Here is a 19,181-nt window from a genome sequence, read left to right on the forward strand (position 1 = left end):
CATCCGCGCGGATTTGCTGGGGTCGGGCCGGGCACACGGCTTGCGATGGGGGCCTTCCGGATTCTCACCGGAGCCTGCCGCTTGCGCCGTTCCCTCCCCGCACTCCTCGCCCTGGGCACCCTGCTCGGCCTCACCGCCGGTGCCGAGCAGCACCCCACGTCCTCCGCCACGCTGCTGCTCTCCACCCTGCCGGACGACGACGGTCTGGCGGAGCTCCTCTGGGAGAGCTCCGCGGACTTCGCGGACGACCGCGCCCGCCTCGCGGCGTCGCGAGCGGACCACCAGCGCACGCACCTGCTGCCGAACCCGGAGCTGGACGTGTCGATGAACACCATCCCCATTGGCGCCACCAACCCTCCGGGCCTGCGCCGCCTGGACGACGTGCCCAACTACGTCGTGGGCGTGTCGGAGCTGGTGGAGCTGGGCAAGCGGGGCCCGCGTCAGGACGCGGCGAAGGCGGCGCTGTCCGCCACCACGCTGGACGTGCACGCCGCGCTGAGGGCCCGCACGTACGACGTGCTGGAGCAGGCGGCGGAGGTGGCCGCCACGGAGGTGCGCGTCGCGGAGCTGACGAAGCTCACCGACGACGCGCTGAAGCTCACCGACCTGCAACGCGCCCGGCAGCAGCACGGCGACGCCGCGGGGCTGGACGTGGACCGCTCCACGCTGGAGGCGCAGTCGCTGGAGGCGTCGCTGGGAGAGGAGCGCGTGAAGCTCACGGACGCGCTGCTCGCCTGCGCGCGGCTCGCGGGCATCCCGTGTGAGCCCTTCGGGAGCCACGAGCGGGCCATGGCCTTCCTCCACGCGCGGCTCGACAAGGCGCCCGCGCCCGCCGCCATCGAGTCGCGGCCGGACCTGCGGGCCCTGAGCGCGCAGGAGGACTCCGCGCGGTCCTCGCTGACGCTGGCGCGGCGCCGCTGGATCCCGGATCCGACGGTGCGCGCCGGCTACACGCGAGACCAGTTCATGATCTCCGGCAACCAGCAGAACTCCCTCTTCGTGGGCCTGTCGATTCCGCTCCCCCTCTTCGACCACGGCCAGGCGGACGCGCACGCCGCCAGCGCGAGCGCCCACTCCGCGAGGACCGCCCGGGAGCTGCTCACGGCCCAGGCCTCGCGAGAGACGGACACGCTGAACCAGCAACTGCGCGCGGTGCAGGAGCGCCGCCAGAAGCTCCACACCCAGACGCTGCCGCTGGCCGAGGGCGTGGTGAAGCGCCTGGACGCGGCGGTGAAGGCCGGAGGCGCGGCGCTGCAGGACCTGCTCCTCGCGCGCCGGACCTACGGAGAGCTGGTGCTGCACGCGGCCGACCTGGACCAGACCGCCTACCGCCTCACCCTCGCCATCGCCCGCGCCAGCGCCGCCGGACCGCGCGCGCCGGACACGCTGCTCAACCCCCGCTCCTGAACCTCCTCCCTCCCCTGGAAGCCCTCCCATGAACACCCCTGACACCTCCGCCGCCCCCACCTCCACCAACACCTCCTCGCGCCGCGCCCCGGTCTGGATGGCCTTCGCGGGAGCGGGCCTGCTGGGCACCGGCGCGCTGCTCTACGTGCTGGCCCCCACCGACTCCATCGCGGAGAGCGAGAGCGCCATCCAGGGCCCCACCGTGAAGGGCGAGACGGTGCACCTGCCGGACGAAGCCCCCCAGTGGCACTACGTGCAGCTCGCCGTGGCCACCGAGGGCAACGCCCTCACCCCGCTCCCCTCCCCCGCGCGCGTGCAGTTCGACGAGGCGCGCACCGCGTCCGTGGGCGCCCCGCTCGCGGGCCGGGTGGAGGAGGTCCGCGTGCGCCCCGGCGACCGCGTGAAGCAGGGGGACGACCTCTTCAGCGTGCGCTCCGGTGCGTTCGCGGAGCTCGTGCGCGAACAGCGCGGCGCGGAGGCCGAGCTCGCGGAGAAGCGCCGCAACGCGGACCGCCTCCAGGCGCTGGTGGCCCTGCAAGCCGCGCCGGAGAAGGAGCTGCTCGCCGCGCGGACGGAGCTGCGCCAGGCGGAGCTCTCCCTGGAGGCCGCCAGGGCGAAGCAGGGCAGCCTCCGCGTGTCCTCCCGGGGCGAGAACCTCTTCTGGGTGACCGCGCCGCGCTCCGGCACGGTGGTGGACCTGGACGTGGTGGCCAGCCAGGAGGTGACGCCGGACCGGGACAGGCCGCTGGTGCGCCTCTCCGACCTGGATCAGGTCATGGTCGTCGCGGACCTCCAGGAGGCGGACGCGCTGGACATGTCCCCCGGCCAGGACGTCACGGTCACCACGCGGGACGGCATCGTCCGCGCCGGCAAGGTAGACCGCGTCTCCGAGGTGGTGGATCCGCTGCGCCGCACCGTGGAGGTGCGCGTGCGCGTCCCCAACCAGGACCGCCGCTTCCGCCCCAACGCCTTCGTGGAGGTGACGCCCACGGCGCCGGAGGGCGTCAAGCGCGTGCGCGTCCCCGACAGCGCGGTGGTGACGGACGGAGCGCGCTCCGTGGTCTTCGTCGCCCGTGACGCGAACCGCCTGGAGCGCGTCGCCGTGACGCCGGGCCGCCGCCGCGACGGCGAGGTGGAGCTGCGCGCAGGCCTCGCCTCCGGAGACCGGTTCGTCGCCCGGGGCGCGCTGCTCCTGGAGAACCAGATCGAACTGGCGGACTGAAGCCCCCACGCCGGATCGAAAGACGCCCATGTTCGAAAAGCTCGTCGACTTCAGTCTGAAGAACCGCGCGGCGGTGGTGTTCCTCACGCTGCTGACCGCCATCTGGGGCTGGTTCTGCTTCCGCGACCTCACCGTGGAGGCCTTCCCGGACCCCACCGACACGCAGGTCAACGTCATCACCCTCTACCCGGGCCAGCCGTCCGAAGAGGTGGAGCGCCAGATTGGCCTCCCGCTGGAGCGCGCCCTCAACGGCATCCCGGGCCTGACGCGCCTGCGCAACCTCTCCATGTTCGGCCTGTCCTTCGTGACGCTGAGCTTCAACGACAACACCGACGTGCTCTTCGCCCGGGCCCAGGTGCTGGAGCGCCTGCGCGACGCGGAGCTGCCCGACGGCCTCACGCCCTCCCTGGGCCCGCTGGCCACGCCCATCGGGGAGATCTACCGCTACACGCTGAAGGGCGCGAAGGGCGACCCCATGAAGCTGCGCACCCTCCAGGACTGGGTGGTGCGGCCGGGCCTGCTGCGCGTGGACGGCGTCGCGGACGTCGTCAGCTACGGAGGCCTCCTCAAGGAGATCCACATCCAGCCGGACCCCGCCCGGCTCGCGGCGTTCGGCCTCACGCTGGACGACGTGGAGGACGCGCTGAAGGACGGCTCGGAGAACGCGAGCGGCGGCGTGCTGGAGCGAGGCTCCGAGCAGTTCGTCATCCGCAGCGAGGGCCTCTTCCGCTCGCTGGACGACATCCGCGACGTGCGGGTGGCCACGCACGAAGGCACGCCCGTGTTCCTCAAGGACGTGGCGGACGTGAACGAGGGCTGGTCCCCCCGCCAGGGCGTGGTCAGCCGCGACGGCGACGGTGACGTGGTGCAGGGCATCGTGCTGATGCGCCGCGGAGAGAACCCCTCCGTGGTGCTCTCCCGCGTGCGTGACGCGGTGGAGTCGGTGAACGGCCGCCTCCAGGGGGAGGACGCGCGCATCGACCCGTTCTACGACCGCACGGACCTGGTGAACACGACGTTGCGCACGGTGGGCCACAACCTGCTGGAGGGCGCGCTGCTCGTCACGCTGGTCCTCTTCATCTTCCTCCTGGACCTGCGGGCCGCCATCGTCGTGGGCGTCCTGATTCCCCTCTCGCTGCTGGCCTCGTTCATCTACCTGAAGATGCGGGGCATGTCGGCCAACCTGCTGTCCATGGGCGCGGTGGACTTCGGCGTCATCGTGGACGGAGGCGTGGTCATCATCGAGAGCATCCTGGCGCGCATGTCCGGCCACCAGTTCGAGGGAGAGACCCCGCTCGAGCGCATCCAGCGCGCGACGAAGGCGGTGGTGCGCCCCACGGTGTTCTCGCTGCTCATCATCATCGCGGCGTACCTGCCCATCTTCATGTTGCAGCGGGTGGAGGGCCGCATCTTCGCGCCCATGGCGAACACGGTGGTGGCGGCGCTGCTGGGCGCGCTCGTCTTCTCCGTCACGCTCATCCCGGTGCTGGCGTCGTTCGTCTACCGCAAGCCGGTGAAGCACAAGGAGTCCCCGGTGCTGCGCGCCGCGGACAAGGCCTACGGCCCCGTGCTGACGTGGAGCCTCAAGCACCCGGGCACCGTGGTCGCGGTGTGCACGGCGGGCCTGCTCTTCGCGGGAGCGCTCGTCCCGCGCATGGGCAGCGAGTTCCTCCCGGCGCTCAACGAAGGCAGCCTCTACCTGACCTTCACCATGCCCTCGAACATCTCCCTGTCGGAGGGCCGCAAGCTGGTGCCGCGCATCGAAGGCCTGCTGCGCCAGGCGCCGCAGGTGGACGGGGTGCTCAGCCAACTGGGCCGCCCGGAGGACGGCACCGACGCGAAGCTCACCAACAACCTGGAGTTCTTCGTGAAGCTCAAGCCACCCGCCGAGTGGCCCAGGAGCACGCCGAAGCTGGACGACGTGCTGGAGGTCCTCCAGCGCTCCGTGTCGGAGGTCCCGGGCATGGAGGTGAGCTTCAGCCAGCCCATCGGGGACAACGTGAACGAGAGCATCAGCGGCCAGCAGGGCCAGCTCGCGGTGAAGCTCTTCGGTGACGACCTCCAGGTGCTCCAGGAGTATTCGCAGAAGGTGAAGCGCACGCTGTCCAAGGTGGACGGCGTCGCGGACCTGGGCATCGTGAAGAGCGGCGAGGTCCCCAGCATCCAGGTGACCCCGGACCGCGTGGCGCTGGCCCGCCACGGCATGTCGCTGGGCGACTTCCAGCACGTCTTCCAGACGGCCGTGGGCGGCCGGCCGCTCAGCGAGTTCTGGGAGGGCGAGCGCCGCTTCGACGTGGTGATGCGCCTGCCCATGTCCAGCCGGGACGACGTGGAGAAGATCTCCCGCCTGCGCGTGCCCGTGGAGGGCGGCGTGCTGGTGCCGCTCAGCGAGCTGGCCCAGGTGAAGACGGGCTTCGGCCGGGCCTCCATCAACCGCGAGAACGGCCGGCGCTACATCGGCGTGCGCATGAACGTGCGGGGCCGGGACCTGGGCTCCTTCGTGAAGGACGCGCAGGCGCTGGTGGAGAAGGAGGCCCCGCCCCCCGCCGGGACGAGCGTCGAATGGGGCGGCGAGTTCGAGAGCAAGGAGCGCGCGATGGACCGGCTCCTCACCGTGCTGCCGGTGGCGCTGGTGCTCACGCTGCTCTTGCTCTTCAAGGCGTTCAACTCCTTCGGCCGCGCGGTGGTGACGCTGCTCAACGTGCCCTTCGCGCTGATGGGAGGCGTGTTCGGCCTGTACTGGGCGGGCATGCCGCTGAGCGTGGCGGCGGCGGTGGGCTTCATCGCGCTCATCGGACAGGCGGCGCTCAACGGCGTGCTGGTGATGAGCGCCATCGCGGAGCGAAGGGAAGCCGGAGAGTCACTGGACGACGCCATCCTCCACGGCAGCCGAGAACGCCTGCGCCCGGTGCTGATGACCGCCGCGCTGGCGGCGCTGGGCCTGGTGCCGGCCTGCTTGAGCAACGGCATCGGCTCGGAGATGCAGAAGCCCCTGGCCATCGTCATCGTGTCCGGAACCATCTCCGCGTGCGCGCTGACACTGGTGCTCCTGCCGGTGCTCTTCCGCATCTTCGCCCGCTTCACGGAGCAGGTCGTGGACCGGATGCCCGCGCAGTTGCTGCGCGTGGTGCCCGGCGCGAAGAACCTCCGCAAGGCCGGCTAGGGCCTCACGGCTCCGGCGCTCCGTTCGCGGGCGCCGGGGCCTTCCCTTCGATGAAGTCCTTCAGGTCATCGGGAAGCGGCGACGCGAAGGTGACCGTCTCCCCGGTGCCCGGGTGCGGGAACGTGATGCGCTCCGCGTGGAGCGCGTGCCGGGGCAGCCGCAGCCGGGCCCACGCCTCCGGCTCCAGCGAGTGCTTGCTGAAGCGGTCGAAGTAACCCGGATCCGGCCCGTACATCTTGTCGCCCACGAGCGGGAACCCCGCCTCGCGCAGGTGGACGCGAATCTGGTGCTGACGCCCCGTCTCCGGAAAGCAGCGCAGCAGCGCGAACGGCGCGCCGCCATGCGTGAAGCGCTGGAGCACCTGGAAGCGCGTGCGGCTGGGCTTGCCCACCACCGGGTCGATGCGCACGGCGATGCGGATCAGGTCCGTGCCCTCCGCGATGGGCGCGTCCACGGCGAAGGTGTCCCCGGCGGGCTGGCCCTCGCACAGCGCCAGGTACTCCTTGTGCACGTCGCGCGACAGGAACAGCCCGCCCAGCACGCGGCAGGACTCGGTGGTGCGGCCACACACCACCAGCCCGCTCGTCTCGCGGTCCAGCCGGTGCGCGGGCTCCGCGAAGCGCTCACCGAAGCGCTCGCGCAACAGCGTCACCAGCGTGCCCTTGTGGTAGCGCGCGGTGGGGTGGATGGGCAGCCCCGCCGGCTTGTCCAACACCAGCAGCCAGTCATCGGAGAAGACGACGGGCAGCGCCGTGGGCGTCACGGGCTCCTGGCTCGCGGGGCGGCGGATGCGGAAGGTCAGCCCCGGGTACACGGGCGTGGAGGGCTTGAGCCGGTACTCGTCACACAGGACGCCGCGCAGGATGATGCCGCGCACGCGCTCCAGGTCCATGCGGCGGATCTTCTCGCAGAGGTAGCGGTCCAGCCGCCACCCCGCGTAGTTCGGCTCCACGACGAACGGGATGTCCACGTAGCCGTCGGGCACGGCCGGAGCGCTCTCGGGGTCTTCACGCATGGCGGGACCCGACGCTCTACCACGCTTCGGAACACGAAGGCCGCCCGGCCCCCGCGTGACGAAGACGCGAGCACCCGGCGGCCTGATTGCTTCACGGAAACGCGTCCGCTCACCCGAAGGCGCGCTTCGTCTCCACGCCCAGGAAGCGCGCGTACAGGTCCGCGATGCGCTCGCCCGTGCGGCCGTCCCACAGCTCCGGCACGCGGCCCTTCTTGAAGTCGCCGGCCAGCACGCGGTTCGCGGCCTCGCGGATGCGCGCCGGGTCGGTGCCCACCACCTCGTTGGAGCCGACCTCCACGGTGATGGGGCGCTCGGTCTGCTCGCGCATGGTGAGGCACGGCACGTTCAACGCCGTGGTCTCCTCCTGCAGGCCGCCCGAGTCCGTCATCACCAGCTTCGCCTGCGACGTGACGGACAGGAACTCCAGGTAGCCCATGGGGTCCACCAGCTTGAGCCCCGGCGTCTGCTCCAGCCTGGACCCCAGCCCCTGCTCCGAAATCATCTTCCGCGTGCGCGGGTGCACCGGGAACACGACGGGCAGCTCCTTCGCCACGTCCATCAGCACGCCCAGGAGGCCCGACAGCAGCTTCGGGTTGTCCACGTTGGACGGGCGGTGCAGCGTCGCCACCACGTAGCCCCTGGGCGTCAGCCCCAGGGTCTTCAGCGTGGGGAGCTGGTCGGCCTTCTCCTTGGACGACAGGAGCGAGTCGATCATCACGTTGCCCACCAGGTGGATGTGCTTCGGGTCGATGCCCTCCTTCAAGAGGTTCGCGTCCGCGTCGCGCGACGGCGTGAGCAGCAGGTCGGAGAGCCGGTCGGTGACGACGCGGTTGATCTCCTCCGGCTGGTGCCGCTCGAAGCTGCGCAGGCCCGCCTCCACGTGGGACAGCGGGATCGCCAGCTTGGACGTGACGAGCGCCGCGGCGATGGTGCTGTTCACGTCGCCCACCACGGAGACCAGGTCCGGCTTCTCCTGGAGGAACACCTTCTCCATCTCCACCATCATCTTCGCCGTCTGCTCGGCATGGCTGCCGGAGCCGATGCCCAGGTGGATTTCGGGCGGAGGCAGCCCCAGGTCCGCGAAGAAGACGTCGCTCATCTTCGCGTCGTAGTGCTGGCCGGTGTGGATGACGAGCTGCCGCAGGGACGTACGCGCGGAGATGGCCCGGTGGATGGGTGCCACCTTCATGAAATTCGGACGCGCGCCAACGATGTGGATGACCTTCTTCATGTCGCCCCGGAAGCTAGGCATGGCGCCAGTTCTGGCCAGTGGTGGGCGCCAGACAGCCCCTCCCCGGGCGCGGCGAGACGTCCTGAATCTGATAGATGCCGCCCCATGCCCGCCCCCCGCACCGTGGCCGTCATCCCCGCCCGCCATGCCAGCACCCGCTTCCCTGGCAAGCCGCTCGCCCTCATCGCCGGCCGTCCGATGGTGGAACACGTCTGGCGCCGCTGCCAGGAGGCCCGCGCCTTCGACGAGGTGTGGGTGGCCACGGACGACACGCGGATCCGCGACGTCGTGGAGGGCTTCGGCGGCCAGGCGGTGATGACCAGCCCCGCCTGCCCCACCGGCACGGACCGCATCGCGGAGGTGGCCCGCGCCCGCCCGGACGTGGAGGTGTGGGTGAACGTGCAGGGGGATGAGCCGCTCGTGGACCCCGGCGCCCTCAAGGTGCTCGCGGACCTCTTCCAGGACGCGTCCGTCCACATGGGCACCCTGGTGCGGCCCCTGGAGCCGGAGGAGGTGGACAACCCCAACGTGGTGAAGGCCGTGCTCGCCCTCAACGGCGACGCGCTCTACTTCAGCCGCGCCCCGGTGCCCCACGCCCGCGAGCCCGGCACCCCCGTGCGCCGCCACGCCCACCTGGGCCTCTACGGCTACCGGCGGGACACCCTGCTCCAGCTCGCATCCTTCAGCCCCACCCCGCTGGAGGAGACAGAGAAGCTGGAGCAGCTCCGCGCCCTGGAGAACGGCCTGCGCATCCGCTGCGCCAGCGTGTCCTGGCGCACCGTGGCGGTGGACGTGCCGGAGGACGTGGCCCGCGTGGAGGCCGTGCTGCGCGAGCGCGCCGGCGTCAGATGACCGGCAGCTCGTCCGGCTCGTCGCCCTTCGGGAAGGCCGCGTCGATGCGCTGGAGCTCCTCCTTCGTGAGCTTCAGCGAGGCCGCGCTCGCGTTGTCGCGCACGTGCGCCGCGTTGCTCGCCTTGGGGATGGCGAACACCGACGGCCGGCGCACCAGGAACTGGAGCGCCACCTGGAAGGGCGTCACGCCGTGCGCCTTCGCGATGGACGCCAGCACCTTGCCGCCCGCGCTGGTGGGGGACGGGAACCGCCCGTTGCCGAAGGGGCTGTAGGCCACCACCGCCACGCCCTGCGCCTCGCACCACGGGAGGACCGCGTGCTCGATGGCGCGCTCCTCCAGGTGGTACAGCACCTGGTTGCACGCGATGCGCCCCTTGCCCGCCAGGGCCAGCACCTCCTCCAGGTCCTCCACCCCGAAGTTGCTCACCCCCCAGGCGCGGATCTTCCCGGCCGCCACCAGCTCCTCGAAGGCCTCCACCGTGCCCTCCAGCGGGTGGGAACCGGGCCAGTGCAAGAGGTAGCAGTCCAGGTGGTCCGTGCCGAGGCGCTTCAGGCTGCGCTCGCAGGCGGCCACCGTGCCCCTGCGCGTCGCGTTGGACGGCATCACCTTGGAGACGAGGTACACCTCCTCGCGCCGGCCCTCGATGGCCTTCGCCACCAGCGCCTCCTCCACCCGCCCCTGCCCGTAGAGCTCCGCGGTGTCCAGGTGCGTGAGCCCCAGGTCCAGCCCGGCGCGCAGGGCCCGGACGGCGGCCTCCGCGTCGTCGCCCTCCATCTGCCAGGTGCCCTGTCCGATGACGGGCACCGCCACCCCGGTGTTGCCAAAGACGCGCTTCTCCATGGCCCCTCCTCGCGTGGAACGGCCCCTGGAATACCACCCAGGCCACCCGCCTGCATCCCGGCCCTGCGGACGCTGTCCGGGCTGCACGTCCCCCGACAGTCCGGTAGGCTCCGCCGGTGCCTCCCTCCGTCTCCGCTCCGACATCCCGCCAGTCCTCCGGGGTCACCGTGCGCCGCCTGCTCGCCCTGGCCCGTCCTGAACTGGGCACGCTGCTGGTCGCCACCCTCTTCCTGCTCATCAGCAGCGGCGCCAGCCTGGTCTACCCCCAGGGCGTCCGCGTCCTCATCGACGAGGCCCTCAACGCCAAGAACCGCGACCTCATCGACAAGTCCGCGCTCGTCATGCTGGCCGTCTTCCTGGTCCAGGGCGTCGCCACCGCCCTGCGCTTCTACCTGTTCTCCACCGCCGGCGAGCGCGTCGTCATGCGCCTGCGCCAGGACTTCTTCCGGCGCCTCATGGACCAGGAGGTGGCCTTCTTCGACACGCACCGCACCGGAGAGCTCACCAGCCGGCTCGCGTCCGACACCACCGTGCTCCAGAACACGGTGAGCGTGAACATCTCCCAGGGGCTGCGCAACGCCGTGCAGGCCCTGGGCGGCATCGTGCTGCTCTTCTACACCTCGCCCTCGCTCACGTTCCTGATGCTCGCCATCGTGCCCCTCGTCGCCGTGGGCGGCATGGTCTACGGCCGCCGCGTGCGCGGGCTGTCACGCAACGTGCAGGACGCGCTCGCCAAGGCCAGCGAGGTCGCCGAGGAGAGCCTGTCCGGCATGCGCACCGTGCGCTCCTTCGCGGCGGAGCCCTCCGAGGTCGCGCGCTACGGCAACACCGTGCGCCACGCCTACGAGGTCGCCCGCGACCGCGCGCGCCAGTCCGCCGCCTTCATGGGCGGCGCCTCCAGCGCGGGCTACATCGCCGCGGTGGTGGTGTTCTGGTACGGCGGCCGGCTGGTGGTGGACGGCGAGCTCTCCGTGGGCGCCCTCACCTCGTTCCTCATCTACACGATGCTCGTGGCCGTCTCCCTGGGCTCCCTGGCGGACCTCTGGGCGGACTTCATGCGCGCCTCGGGCGCCGCCGAGCGCGTCTTCGAATTGATGGACCGCGAGCCCGCCATCCCCGCCCACGAGGGCGAGCGCCCCGCCACCGTCGAGGGGCTCGTGGAGCTGCGCGGCGTGCACTTCGCCTACCCCACGCGCCCGGACGTGCCGGTGCTCCAGGGCATCGACCTCACCGTCAACGCGGGCGAGGTCGTCGCCGTGGTGGGCTCCTCCGGCGCCGGCAAGTCCACGCTCGCCGCCCTCCTGTCCCGCTTCTATGATCCGCTCCAGGGCCAGTTGCTGCTGGACGGCCGCCCCCTGAAGTCCCTGGACCCCGGTTGGCTCAGGCGCAACGTGGGCATGGTCGCCCAGGAGCCCCTGCTCTTCTCCTGCTCCATCGCGGACAACATCCGCTACGGCCGCCCGGACGCCACCGACGCGGAGGTGGAGGCCGCCGCCCGCGCCGCCAACGCGCACGACTTCATCCAGCGCTTCCCGGACGGCTACCGCACGGAGGTGGGCGAGCGCGGCGTGCAGTTGTCCGGCGGCCAGAAGCAGCGCGTGGCCATCGCGCGGGCCGTGCTCAAGGACCCGCGCATCCTCATCCTGGACGAGGCCACCTCCGCCCTGGACTCGGAGAGCGAGCACCTGGTGAAGGACGCCCTGGACCGGCTGATGCAGGGCCGCACCACGCTCATCATCGCCCACCGCCTGTCCACCGTGGCCAACGCCCAGCGCGTGCTGGTGATGGAGCACGGCCGCGTGGTGCAGAGCGGCACCCACTCCACCCTCATGACGCAGGACGGCCTGTACCGCCGCCTCGTGGAGCGCCAGGTCGTCGCCGCCTGAACGCTCGTTCCCCGGACGGGCCACGCCCCCACCGCCGTCTCCATGGCGGGAAATGGAGGCACGCATTATCTCTGCTGCCGCAAGAAAGGAGGTGATGCCTTGAACGACAGCAAGATCAAGGCGTCCACCTCCGTCGCGGTGGCCTGCTAGCGCAGGTTGTCCCCGGCGGAAGTGACGCCCGCGGTACAGAGTCGCCCCCGCCTTTGCCGGCGGGGGCGACTTTTTTCGTCCCCCCTCCCTACCGGGAATGTCCTGTCCACCCACCGGTTCGTGGCCGCCGGGGGGAAGCACCATCCACGACCGTCGGGGTCGCTCGCAGGAGAACTGCCGTGTCCATCACGCCGTGCCCCATCCCTCTGCCCTCCGCCCTCCGTGACGAAGAGACGGTGGACGACCAGCGCAACCTTTTTTGCCCCAACTACGACGCCTGCCTGCACCAGGTCGTGAAGAAAGGCTGGGAAGGCTGGAGTTGCCGGGGGTGCGACCTGCGCCACTTCCGCGTCGGCCAGCCCACCGCCCAGCAGTTCGCCGTGGCCCGCCCGGGCGGTTGGGACGGGCAGTGAAGGGCTGACCTCGCGGGTCGGGGCCAGCCAGCCGTCCGTGCGTCAGAGAATATTTGACGCCCCCTGGCCCTCTTGGCAGGAAGGGACATGCGCTCCAAGAAAACCAAGTTCATCTTCGTGACGGGCGGCGTGGTCAGCTCGCTGGGGAAGGGACTGGCCTCCGCATCCATTGGCGCCCTCCTCGAGAATCGCGGGCTGGACATCACCCTCATCAAGCTGGATCCCTACATCAACGTGGATCCGGGCACGATGAGCCCCTTCCAGCACGGCGAGGTGTTCGTCACCGAGGACGGTGGCGAGACCGACATGGACCTGGGCCACTACGAGCGGTTCACCCACGCCCGGATGAGCCGCCTCAACAACTTCACCTCCGGCCGCATCTACAACGCGGTCATCACCAAGGAACGCCGGGGGGAGTACCTGGGCAAGACCGTCCAGGTGATTCCGCACATCACGGATGAGATCAAGGCCAGCATCCGCCAGGCCGCCCAGGACGTGGACGTCGTCATCGTGGAGGTCGGCGGCACGGTGGGTGACATCGAGTCCCTGCCCTTCCTCGAGGCCATCCGCCAGATGCGCTACGACGTGGGCAGCCAGAACGCCGTCTACATCCACCTGACGCTGCTGCCGTACATCGGCGCCGCCGGCGAGGTGAAGACCAAGCCCACGCAGCACTCGGTGATGAAGCTGCGCGAGATCGGCATCCAGCCGGACTTCCTCCTGTGCCGCACGGACCGGGAGATCTCGCGCGAGCTGAAGGACAAGATCGCCATGTTCTGCAACGTGGACAACGGCAACGTGTTCACGTCCCCGGACGTGCGCAGCATCTACGAGCTGCCCCTGGAGCTGCACCGCCAGGGCCTGGATGAGCGGCTGGCGGAGGTGCTCAACATCTGGAGCCGCGCCCCCCACCTGGAGAAGTGGGAGACCATCGTCCGGAAGATCTACGAGCCCGCGCGCGGTGAGGTGACCGTCGCCATCGTGGGCAAGTACGTGAACCTCACGGAGAGCTACAAGAGCCTCAACGAGTCCCTGCTCCACGGCGGCATCGCCAACGACGTGCGCGTCAAGCTGCGCTTCGTGGACAGTCAGGACGTGGAGGCGCAGGGCCCGGAGAAGACGCTCGCGGGCGTGGACGCGGTGCTCGTGCCCGGCGGCTTCGGCGTGCGCGGCACGGAAGGGAAGATCGCCGCGGTCCGCTACGCGCGTGAGAACAAGCTCCCCTTCTTCGGCATCTGCCTGGGCCTCCAGATGGCCGTGGTGGAGTTCAGCCGCACCGTGCTGGGCCTCAAGGGCGCCAACAGCCTGGAGTTCGACGAGCACACCGCGCACCCCGTGGTGACGCTCATGGAGAGCCAGGTGAAGGTGCAGGACAAGGGCGGCACCATGCGCCTGGGCAGCTACGCGTGCGCGCTCAAGCCCGGCAGCGTCGCGCACAAGCTCTACGGCCAGGAGTCCATCCAGGAGCGCCACCGCCACCGCTACGAGGTCAACAACGCCTACCGCGGCCGGCTCCAGGAGGCCGGGCTCGTCATCTCCGGCCACAACCCGGAGCTGAACCTGGTGGAGATGATTGAACTCGCGGACCACCCGTACTTCGTGGGCTGCCAGTTCCACCCCGAGTTCAAGAGCAAGCCCTTCGCCCCCCACCCCCTGTTCTCCGGCTTCATCGGCGCGGCGCTCGCCCAGCGGGACGCCACCCGGACGCAGGCCCCCGCCGCCGCCCCGGTGCGCTCATGAGCAACACCCCCTCCATCGAGCTGTGCGGCCACAAGGTCGGCCCCGGCCAGCGCCTCTTCGTCATCGCCGGCCCGGACAGCATCGAGTCCGAGGAGATGGCCCTGCGCCACGCCCACCTGCTCAAGGGCATCACCCAGCGGCTGGGCGTCCCGTATGCCTTCAAATGTTCCTATGACAAGGCCAACCGGACCAGCGGCAAGTCCTTCCGCGGGCCGGGTTTGAAGGAAGGTCTGAGAATCCTGGACCGCATCCGGCGGGAGGTGGGGGTGCCCGTTCTCACGGACGTCCATGAAACCAGCCACGTCGCGCCTGCCGCTGAAGTCGTGGATATCATCCAGATACCGGCGTTCCTCTGCCGGCAGACGGACCTGGTGGAGGCGGTGGCCCGCTCGGGCAAGGGGGTGAACTTGAAGAAGGGACAGTTCGTGGCCCCCAAGGACATCGTCCACTCCGCGCGCAAGGCCGTGGAGGCGGGCAACCCCAACGTGCTCGTCACCGAGCGCGGCTCCTCCTTCGGCTACAACAACCTCGTCGTGGACATGCGCGGCTTCGCCCAGATGCGCGAGGCCGGCCTCGTGGTCTGCATGGACGCGACCCACGCGGTCCAGCTCCCCAGCTCCAGCGACGGAAAGACAGGCGGCGACCGCAAGTTCGTCTCACTGCTCGCCCGCAGCGCCGCCGCCGCCGGGATTGACGCTTTATTCACAGAAGTCCACGAAGACCCCGACCGTGCCCTGTGTGACGGTCCGTGCTCGCTCAATCCACAGATGTTCGAGGACGTGGTACGAGATGTGCTCAGCATCCGCCGCGCGCTGGGTCACGAAGCCAGTTGATGGACGCGAAAGGTGAGGAGGCCATGCCGACGGAAGCGCCTTCCAAACCGGGCAAGGAAGAGCTGACGTCCCGCGCGTCGCGCGTGCGGTTGCTCGTGTTCGACGTGGATGGCGTCCTCACCGACGGCGCGCTGTACTACGGCGACGACGGCGAGGTGATGAAGCGCTTCAACGTGAAGGACGGCCATGCGCTCGTCATGGCCCGGCTGGTGGGCCTGCCCGCCGCCATCCTCACCGCGCGCTCGTCCCGCATCGTCGAGGCGCGAGGCCGGGAACTCGGCCTCGCCGCCATCTTCCAGGGCCGCAAGCAGAAGGGTCCCGCCCTTCTTGAATTGCTCGCCCAACTCCAAATCCCCGCGAATCAGTGCGCGTACATGGGAGACGACCTCAACGACCTGGACCCCATGTCGCTTGCGGGGCTTTCCGCCTGTCCGGCGGATGCCGTTCCAGAGGTGCGCCAGGAAGCGGACTTCGTTACGACGAACGTGGGCGGTCACGGAGCCGCCCGCGAGCTTGTGGAGCTGTGCCTCCGTGCCAGTGGCCGTTGGGAAGACGCCGTGGGTCTGATGAGAAGCACAGATAAACGCAGCACGTCGTAGGGTGGGTTGATCAAACCCCGCATTCAAGGTAGGTGTTTATTTCCATGGCTAGTGGAACGATGCAGTCCGAGGGGAGTACGGCGATGACGGACCAGCTCTACACGACGCACGACATCAGTCGGTTGCTTCAGGTGGACCCGTCGACGGTGAGCAAGTGGATTGACCGCGGCATCCTGATGGCCTTCCGGACCCCGGGCGGCCACCGCCGGGTGCGTTCGACGGACCTGCGCACCTTCCTGGTCACCCACCAGATGCCCGTGCCCGAGGAGCTGGGCAGCAGCACGGTGCGCCTGCTGGTCGTGGACGACGAGCGCCCGGTGCTGGACGCCATCAAGCGCGCGTTCAAGCCGCACGCGAACCAGGTGGAGCTCCAGACCACCACGAGCGGCGTGGAGGCCCTGCTGCTGGTGTCCGAGCAGAAGCCGCACGGGATGATCATCGACCTCAACATGCCGGACATCGACGGCATCGAGGTCTGCAAGCGCATCCGCGCGCGCAAGCAGATGGAGGGCGTGCGCCTCATCACCATGACGAGCAATCACACGCCTGACGTGGTGGAGCAGTCCAAGCAGGCCGGCGCGGTGGCGTGCCTGGCCAAGCCGCTGGACGTCACGCAGGTGATGGAGCTGTTCCGGGTGCCGCTGGCGCTCAACACCAGCGCTGCTCGCAAGTGATGGGACGGGGGCTTCCGCCGGCCACCGCGGAAGCCCTCGGGTCGCAAGGATGCTTGCGGGAGTCGCCGCGCCTCGTCGCAGCGAGGGCAGCGGCCTCCCTGATGGGGTGTTGATGCACGGGCATCAACCCTGGACCTTCACCTCGACGACGCGGGGCTTGGTCTCCTCGCGGCGCGGCAGGGTGAGGGTGAGCACGCCATTGTCGTAGCGGGCCTCCACGCGGGTCGCGTCCACCGTCTCCGGCAGGCGGAACTGGCGCGCGTACACGCCCGAGGCGCGCTCCTGGCGCCGCAGGGTGCTGCCCTCCGGCACGGTCTCGGCCTTGCGCTCGGAGCGCACGGTCAGCACGCCGTCCTCCACCTTCACCTGGATGGCCTTGGCGTCATGGCCCGGCAGGTCCACGCGCAGCGTGATGCCGGACTCGGCCTCCAGGATGTCCGCCGCGGGCGTGACGGTGCGCTCGGCGTCGTTGCGGGCGCCCGGCGAGGCCAGCTCGCGGAAGAGGAAGTCGAAGTCGCGCAGCAGCGGGTGGGTGACGGCGGCGTTGTTGAAGGGATAGCGGACGTTCAGCATGGTCGTCTCCTGTTCGTGACGTCCCTGCGGACGCACGATGTGCGGGTTCACGGTCGTTGTTGAATCGGCGTCCGGGGCCCCGTTCTTCGGGGGTGCCCGGCAGCGCCTCACAAGACTCAAGAGAACCATGCTTCGGGACGTGTCAAGCAACGGCCCCCGCCGTCCCGGCGCCCCCGCGAAGGGCCTGCCCGCCTGCCCGCCTGCCCTCCTGCCGGGAGTCCGCGCTCAGTCGTCGTCGCGGCCGAGCGTGACGAAGGCGCTGTCCTCGTCGCGGGTGACGCGCACCTGCCAGGGGCGGCAGCAGACGGGGCAGTCCTCCACGTAGGACTCGGAGGACGCGCCCAGCGAGTCCACGTCGACTTCGACCTCTTCACCGCAGTACGGGCACATCTGGGTGGCGGCGTCCGCGAATGGCTGCATGGTCCAGCCTCCTTGCATGTTCGGTGACGTGGACTGAGCGTCCGCGCCATCAGACGCTAGAATCCCCATCCCATGGCTCCCCCTTCCCGGAATCGCATCGCGGACATCCTCGTCAAGGCGCGCGTCATCGACGAGTTGCAGCTACGCAGCGCGCTCGCCTCGCTGGACCAGTGGGGCGGACGCGTGTCGCGCGTCGTCGCGGACCTGGGCCTGGCCTCCGAGGAGACCATCACCCAGGCCATCTGCCAGGGCCTGGGAATGCCGCGCGTGCAGTTGGGCAACCTGACGAAGGACGCCGCGGCGCTCGCGCGCGTGGACGTGGGGCTCGCCGAGCAGAAGGGCATCTTCCCCGTGCAGCTCAAGGACAACGGGAAGACGCTGGTGCTGGCGATGTCCGACCCCACGGACCTGGCCACGCTGGACCAGGTCGCGGCGCGCAGCCGCGCCCGCGTGGTCCCCATGGTGGCGGGCGACCGTGAAATCGAGCACGCCATCCTGCGCCACTACCGCGGCCAGGAGCCGGTGGAGAAGAAGCGCTTCAAGCCCGACACGAACAAGTCGCGGGACCCGGGCGAGCTCCCGGAGGAGGAGGAGTTCAAGGTCGTGGACATGAGCGGCAAGACGGTCGTGAAGCGCATCAGCGACATCGTCGACCCGAACGCCGCGCCGCCGCCCCCCGCCGCCCCGGCCCCCGCCGCGCGAGCGGCCCCCGCGGCCGCCCCGGCGGGCTCCAGCGCCTCGGACATCCTGGATGAAATCCTCGCGGGCGGCGCGCCCACCTCCGAGTGGACGGAGGAGGACCTGGCCCGCCTGCAGACGGTGCAGCAGAACCAGGAGAAGAGCTCCAAGATTCTGCGCGCCCTGCTGGAGCTCGTCTTCGAGAAGGGCCAGGTGCAGCAGCGCGAGCTGGCCGCGCGCATGCGCCTCTGAAGCCCTACGCGCCCGCCTCCGAGCCCACCTCCGAGCCGACCTCGCGCAGCTCGCGCGCGGTGAGGCCCAGCAGCGTGAGGATGGTGTCCAGCCCGCCGGCGGAGATGGACGTGTCGGCGGCCTCGCGCAGCTTCGGCTTGGCGCGGAAGGCAATGCCCAGCCCCGCCTTCTCCAGCATCAGCAGGTCGTTGGCCCCGTCCCCCACGGCGATGACCTGCTCCAGCAGGATGCCCTCCTGCTTCGCCAGCGTCTCCAGGAGCTCCGCCTTGCGGCGCGCGTTGACGATGGTGCCCACGGTGCGGCCGGTGAGCCTCCCGTCCTGGACCTCCAGCGCGTTGGAGTACGCGAAGTCGATGCCCAGCCGCTTCTGCAGCGCCTCCGCCGCCACGGAGAAGCCCCCGCTGATGACGGCGGTGCGGTAGCCCAGGCGCCGCAGCACGCGGATGAGCGTCTCCGCGCCCTCGGTGAGCGGCAGGTTCGCGGCCAGCTCGTGCAGCACGCGCGCGTCCAGCCCGGCGAGCAGCGCCACGCGCTGGCGCAGGGACTCGTCGTAGTCCATCTCCCCGTGCATCGCGCGCTCGGTGATGGCGGCCACCTTCGCGTGGACGCCGTACGCGCGCGCCAGCTCGTCGATGACCTCGATGCGGATGAGCGTGGAGTCCATGTCCATCACCACCATCCGCTTGCCGCGCCGGTAGAGGCTCTCGCGCTGGAGGGCGACATCGAACGTGGGGCTCGCCATGGACAGCGCCAGCAGCGCGCCCTTGAGCGCCGCCGTGTCCGCGTCCGGCGGCAGCGTGACGTGCAGCTCCACCGCCGCGAGCGGCGTCTCGCTCAGCCGGGTGATGCGCTCCACGCGCGCGTTCCCCGCAGCCAGTTGCCGCGTCAGCGCGTGCACGTCCCGCACGCCCAGCGCCTTGCCCACGGCGGTGACGACGTAGCGCAGCGGCTCCGGCCCCGGCGCGGGAGACGTGAAGGCCGGAGGCACCGCGCGCACGTCCACCGTGACGCCCAGCTCCCGGGCCAGCGCGGGGAGCGCCTGGAGGGACTCGCCGCCGGGCAGCCGCACCCAGAGGGCCAGGGTGAGCAGGCCCTGCACCACCACCTGCTCCACGTCGAGCAGCTCCGCGCCCGCTTGCGCGAGCAGGCCGGTGAGGCGGGCGGTGGTGTCGGGGCCGTCCCTGCCGGTGACGGTGAGGAGGACGCTGTCAGAGGGGCGCGTGAGCATGGGC

Annotated in this window: 17 protein-coding genes; 11 read left to right on the forward strand and 6 right to left on the reverse strand. The window is 70.5% G+C overall.

The window, feature by feature from the left end; all coding sequences use genetic code 11:
• Positions 1–81: 81 nt before the first annotated feature.
• Genes K8556_RS14520 through K8556_RS14530 form a run of 3 tightly spaced genes read left to right on the forward strand, consistent with a single transcriptional unit; the run spans position 82 to position 5,792 of the window.
• A complete protein-coding gene (locus K8556_RS14520) occupies positions 82–1,407 on the forward strand; it encodes a TolC family protein (protein WP_223740664.1) in 1,326 nt (441 codons plus the stop codon).
• A gap of 28 nt (positions 1,408–1,435) precedes the next feature.
• Positions 1,436–2,629, forward strand: coding sequence for an efflux RND transporter periplasmic adaptor subunit (locus K8556_RS14525; protein ID WP_255651735.1), 1,194 nt, complete (start codon positions 1,436–1,438; stop codon positions 2,627–2,629).
• A 28-nt stretch (positions 2,630–2,657) separates the two neighbouring features.
• Positions 2,658–5,792, forward strand: coding sequence for an efflux RND transporter permease subunit (locus K8556_RS14530; RefSeq protein ID WP_223740666.1), 3,135 nt, complete (start codon positions 2,658–2,660; stop codon positions 5,790–5,792).
• 4 nt (positions 5,793–5,796) lie between these two features.
• On the opposite strand, the gene K8556_RS14535 is transcribed toward K8556_RS14530, so the two are convergent.
• Positions 5,797–6,807: an RluA family pseudouridine synthase gene (locus K8556_RS14535; RefSeq protein WP_223740667.1), complete on the reverse strand. Its 1,011-nt coding sequence runs from the start codon at positions 6,805–6,807 to the stop codon at positions 5,797–5,799.
• A 109-nt stretch (positions 6,808–6,916) separates the two neighbouring features.
• Positions 6,917–8,038 (reverse strand): non-hydrolyzing UDP-N-acetylglucosamine 2-epimerase, encoded by a 1,122-nt coding sequence (wecB, locus tag K8556_RS14540; protein ID WP_223740801.1) that lies wholly within the window; start codon positions 8,036–8,038, stop codon positions 6,917–6,919.
• A gap of 105 nt (positions 8,039–8,143) precedes the next feature.
• Here wecB and kdsB point away from each other — a divergent pair, with 105 nt between their 5' ends.
• Positions 8,144–8,890: a 3-deoxy-manno-octulosonate cytidylyltransferase gene (kdsB, locus tag K8556_RS14545; RefSeq protein ID WP_223740668.1), complete on the forward strand. Its 747-nt coding sequence runs from the start codon at positions 8,144–8,146 to the stop codon at positions 8,888–8,890.
• Here kdsB and K8556_RS14550 read toward each other — a convergent pair.
• Positions 8,883–9,731, reverse strand: coding sequence for an aldo/keto reductase (locus tag K8556_RS14550; RefSeq protein WP_223740669.1), 849 nt, complete (start codon positions 9,729–9,731; stop codon positions 8,883–8,885). The two genes, kdsB and K8556_RS14550, sit on opposite strands and share 8 nt — an antisense overlap.
• Positions 9,732–9,847: 116 nt before the next feature.
• On the opposite strand from K8556_RS14550, the gene K8556_RS14555 reads away from it, so the two are divergent.
• The 6 genes from K8556_RS14555 (at position 9,848) to K8556_RS14580 (ending at position 16,026) form a co-directional block, all read left to right on the forward strand.
• Positions 9,848–11,617 carry an ABC transporter transmembrane domain-containing protein gene (locus tag K8556_RS14555; RefSeq protein WP_223740670.1) on the forward strand — a complete coding sequence of 590 codons (1,770 nt, stop codon included), beginning with the start codon at positions 9,848–9,850 and terminating at the stop codon, positions 11,615–11,617.
• A gap of 329 nt (positions 11,618–11,946) precedes the next feature.
• Positions 11,947–12,180: a hypothetical protein gene (locus tag K8556_RS14560; protein ID WP_206799515.1), complete on the forward strand. Its 234-nt coding sequence runs from the start codon at positions 11,947–11,949 to the stop codon at positions 12,178–12,180.
• 87 nt (positions 12,181–12,267) lie between these two features.
• Positions 12,268–13,920 carry a CTP synthase gene (locus K8556_RS14565; protein ID WP_223740671.1) on the forward strand — a complete coding sequence of 551 codons (1,653 nt, stop codon included), beginning with the start codon at positions 12,268–12,270 and terminating at the stop codon, positions 13,918–13,920.
• Positions 13,917–14,753: a 3-deoxy-8-phosphooctulonate synthase gene (gene kdsA, locus K8556_RS14570; protein ID WP_223740672.1), complete on the forward strand. Its 837-nt coding sequence runs from the start codon at positions 13,917–13,919 to the stop codon at positions 14,751–14,753. Before K8556_RS14565 ends, kdsA begins: the two co-directional genes overlap by 4 nt.
• A 23-nt stretch (positions 14,754–14,776) precedes the next feature.
• Positions 14,777–15,352 carry an HAD family hydrolase gene (locus tag K8556_RS14575; RefSeq protein WP_223740673.1) on the forward strand — a complete coding sequence of 192 codons (576 nt, stop codon included), beginning with the start codon at positions 14,777–14,779 and terminating at the stop codon, positions 15,350–15,352.
• Positions 15,353–15,396: 44 nt separating this feature from the next.
• Positions 15,397–16,026: a response regulator gene (locus K8556_RS14580; protein ID WP_043321054.1), complete on the forward strand. Its 630-nt coding sequence runs from the start codon at positions 15,397–15,399 to the stop codon at positions 16,024–16,026.
• A 123-nt stretch (positions 16,027–16,149) separates the two neighbouring features.
• Here the strand turns inward: K8556_RS14580 and K8556_RS14585 are convergent, their stop codons facing one another.
• Together K8556_RS14585 and K8556_RS14590 are read right to left on the reverse strand one after the other, a co-directional pair.
• A complete protein-coding gene (locus K8556_RS14585; protein ID WP_223740674.1) occupies positions 16,150–16,599 on the reverse strand; it encodes an Hsp20/alpha crystallin family protein in 450 nt (149 codons plus the stop codon).
• Positions 16,600–16,824: 225 nt separating this feature from the next.
• Positions 16,825–17,019: a CPXCG motif-containing cysteine-rich protein gene (locus tag K8556_RS14590; RefSeq protein WP_223740675.1), complete on the reverse strand. Its 195-nt coding sequence runs from the start codon at positions 17,017–17,019 to the stop codon at positions 16,825–16,827.
• 72 nt (positions 17,020–17,091) lie between these two features.
• On the opposite strand from K8556_RS14590, the gene K8556_RS14595 reads away from it, so the two are divergent.
• The gene (locus K8556_RS14595) at positions 17,092–17,949 is read left to right on the forward strand and encodes a general secretion pathway protein GspE (protein WP_223740676.1); all 858 of its coding nucleotides are present in this window, start codon (positions 17,092–17,094) and stop codon (positions 17,947–17,949) included.
• A 4-nt stretch (positions 17,950–17,953) separates the two neighbouring features.
• Here K8556_RS14595 and serB read toward each other — a convergent pair whose 3' ends face one another.
• Positions 17,954–19,177, reverse strand: coding sequence for a phosphoserine phosphatase SerB (serB, locus tag K8556_RS14600; RefSeq protein ID WP_223740677.1), 1,224 nt, complete (start codon positions 19,175–19,177; stop codon positions 17,954–17,956).
• Positions 19,178–19,181: the final 4 nt, after the last annotated feature.

This window comes from Corallococcus sp. AS-1-12 (genome assembly GCF_020036995.1).
GTDB lineage: Bacteria > Myxococcota > Myxococcia > Myxococcales > Myxococcaceae > Corallococcus.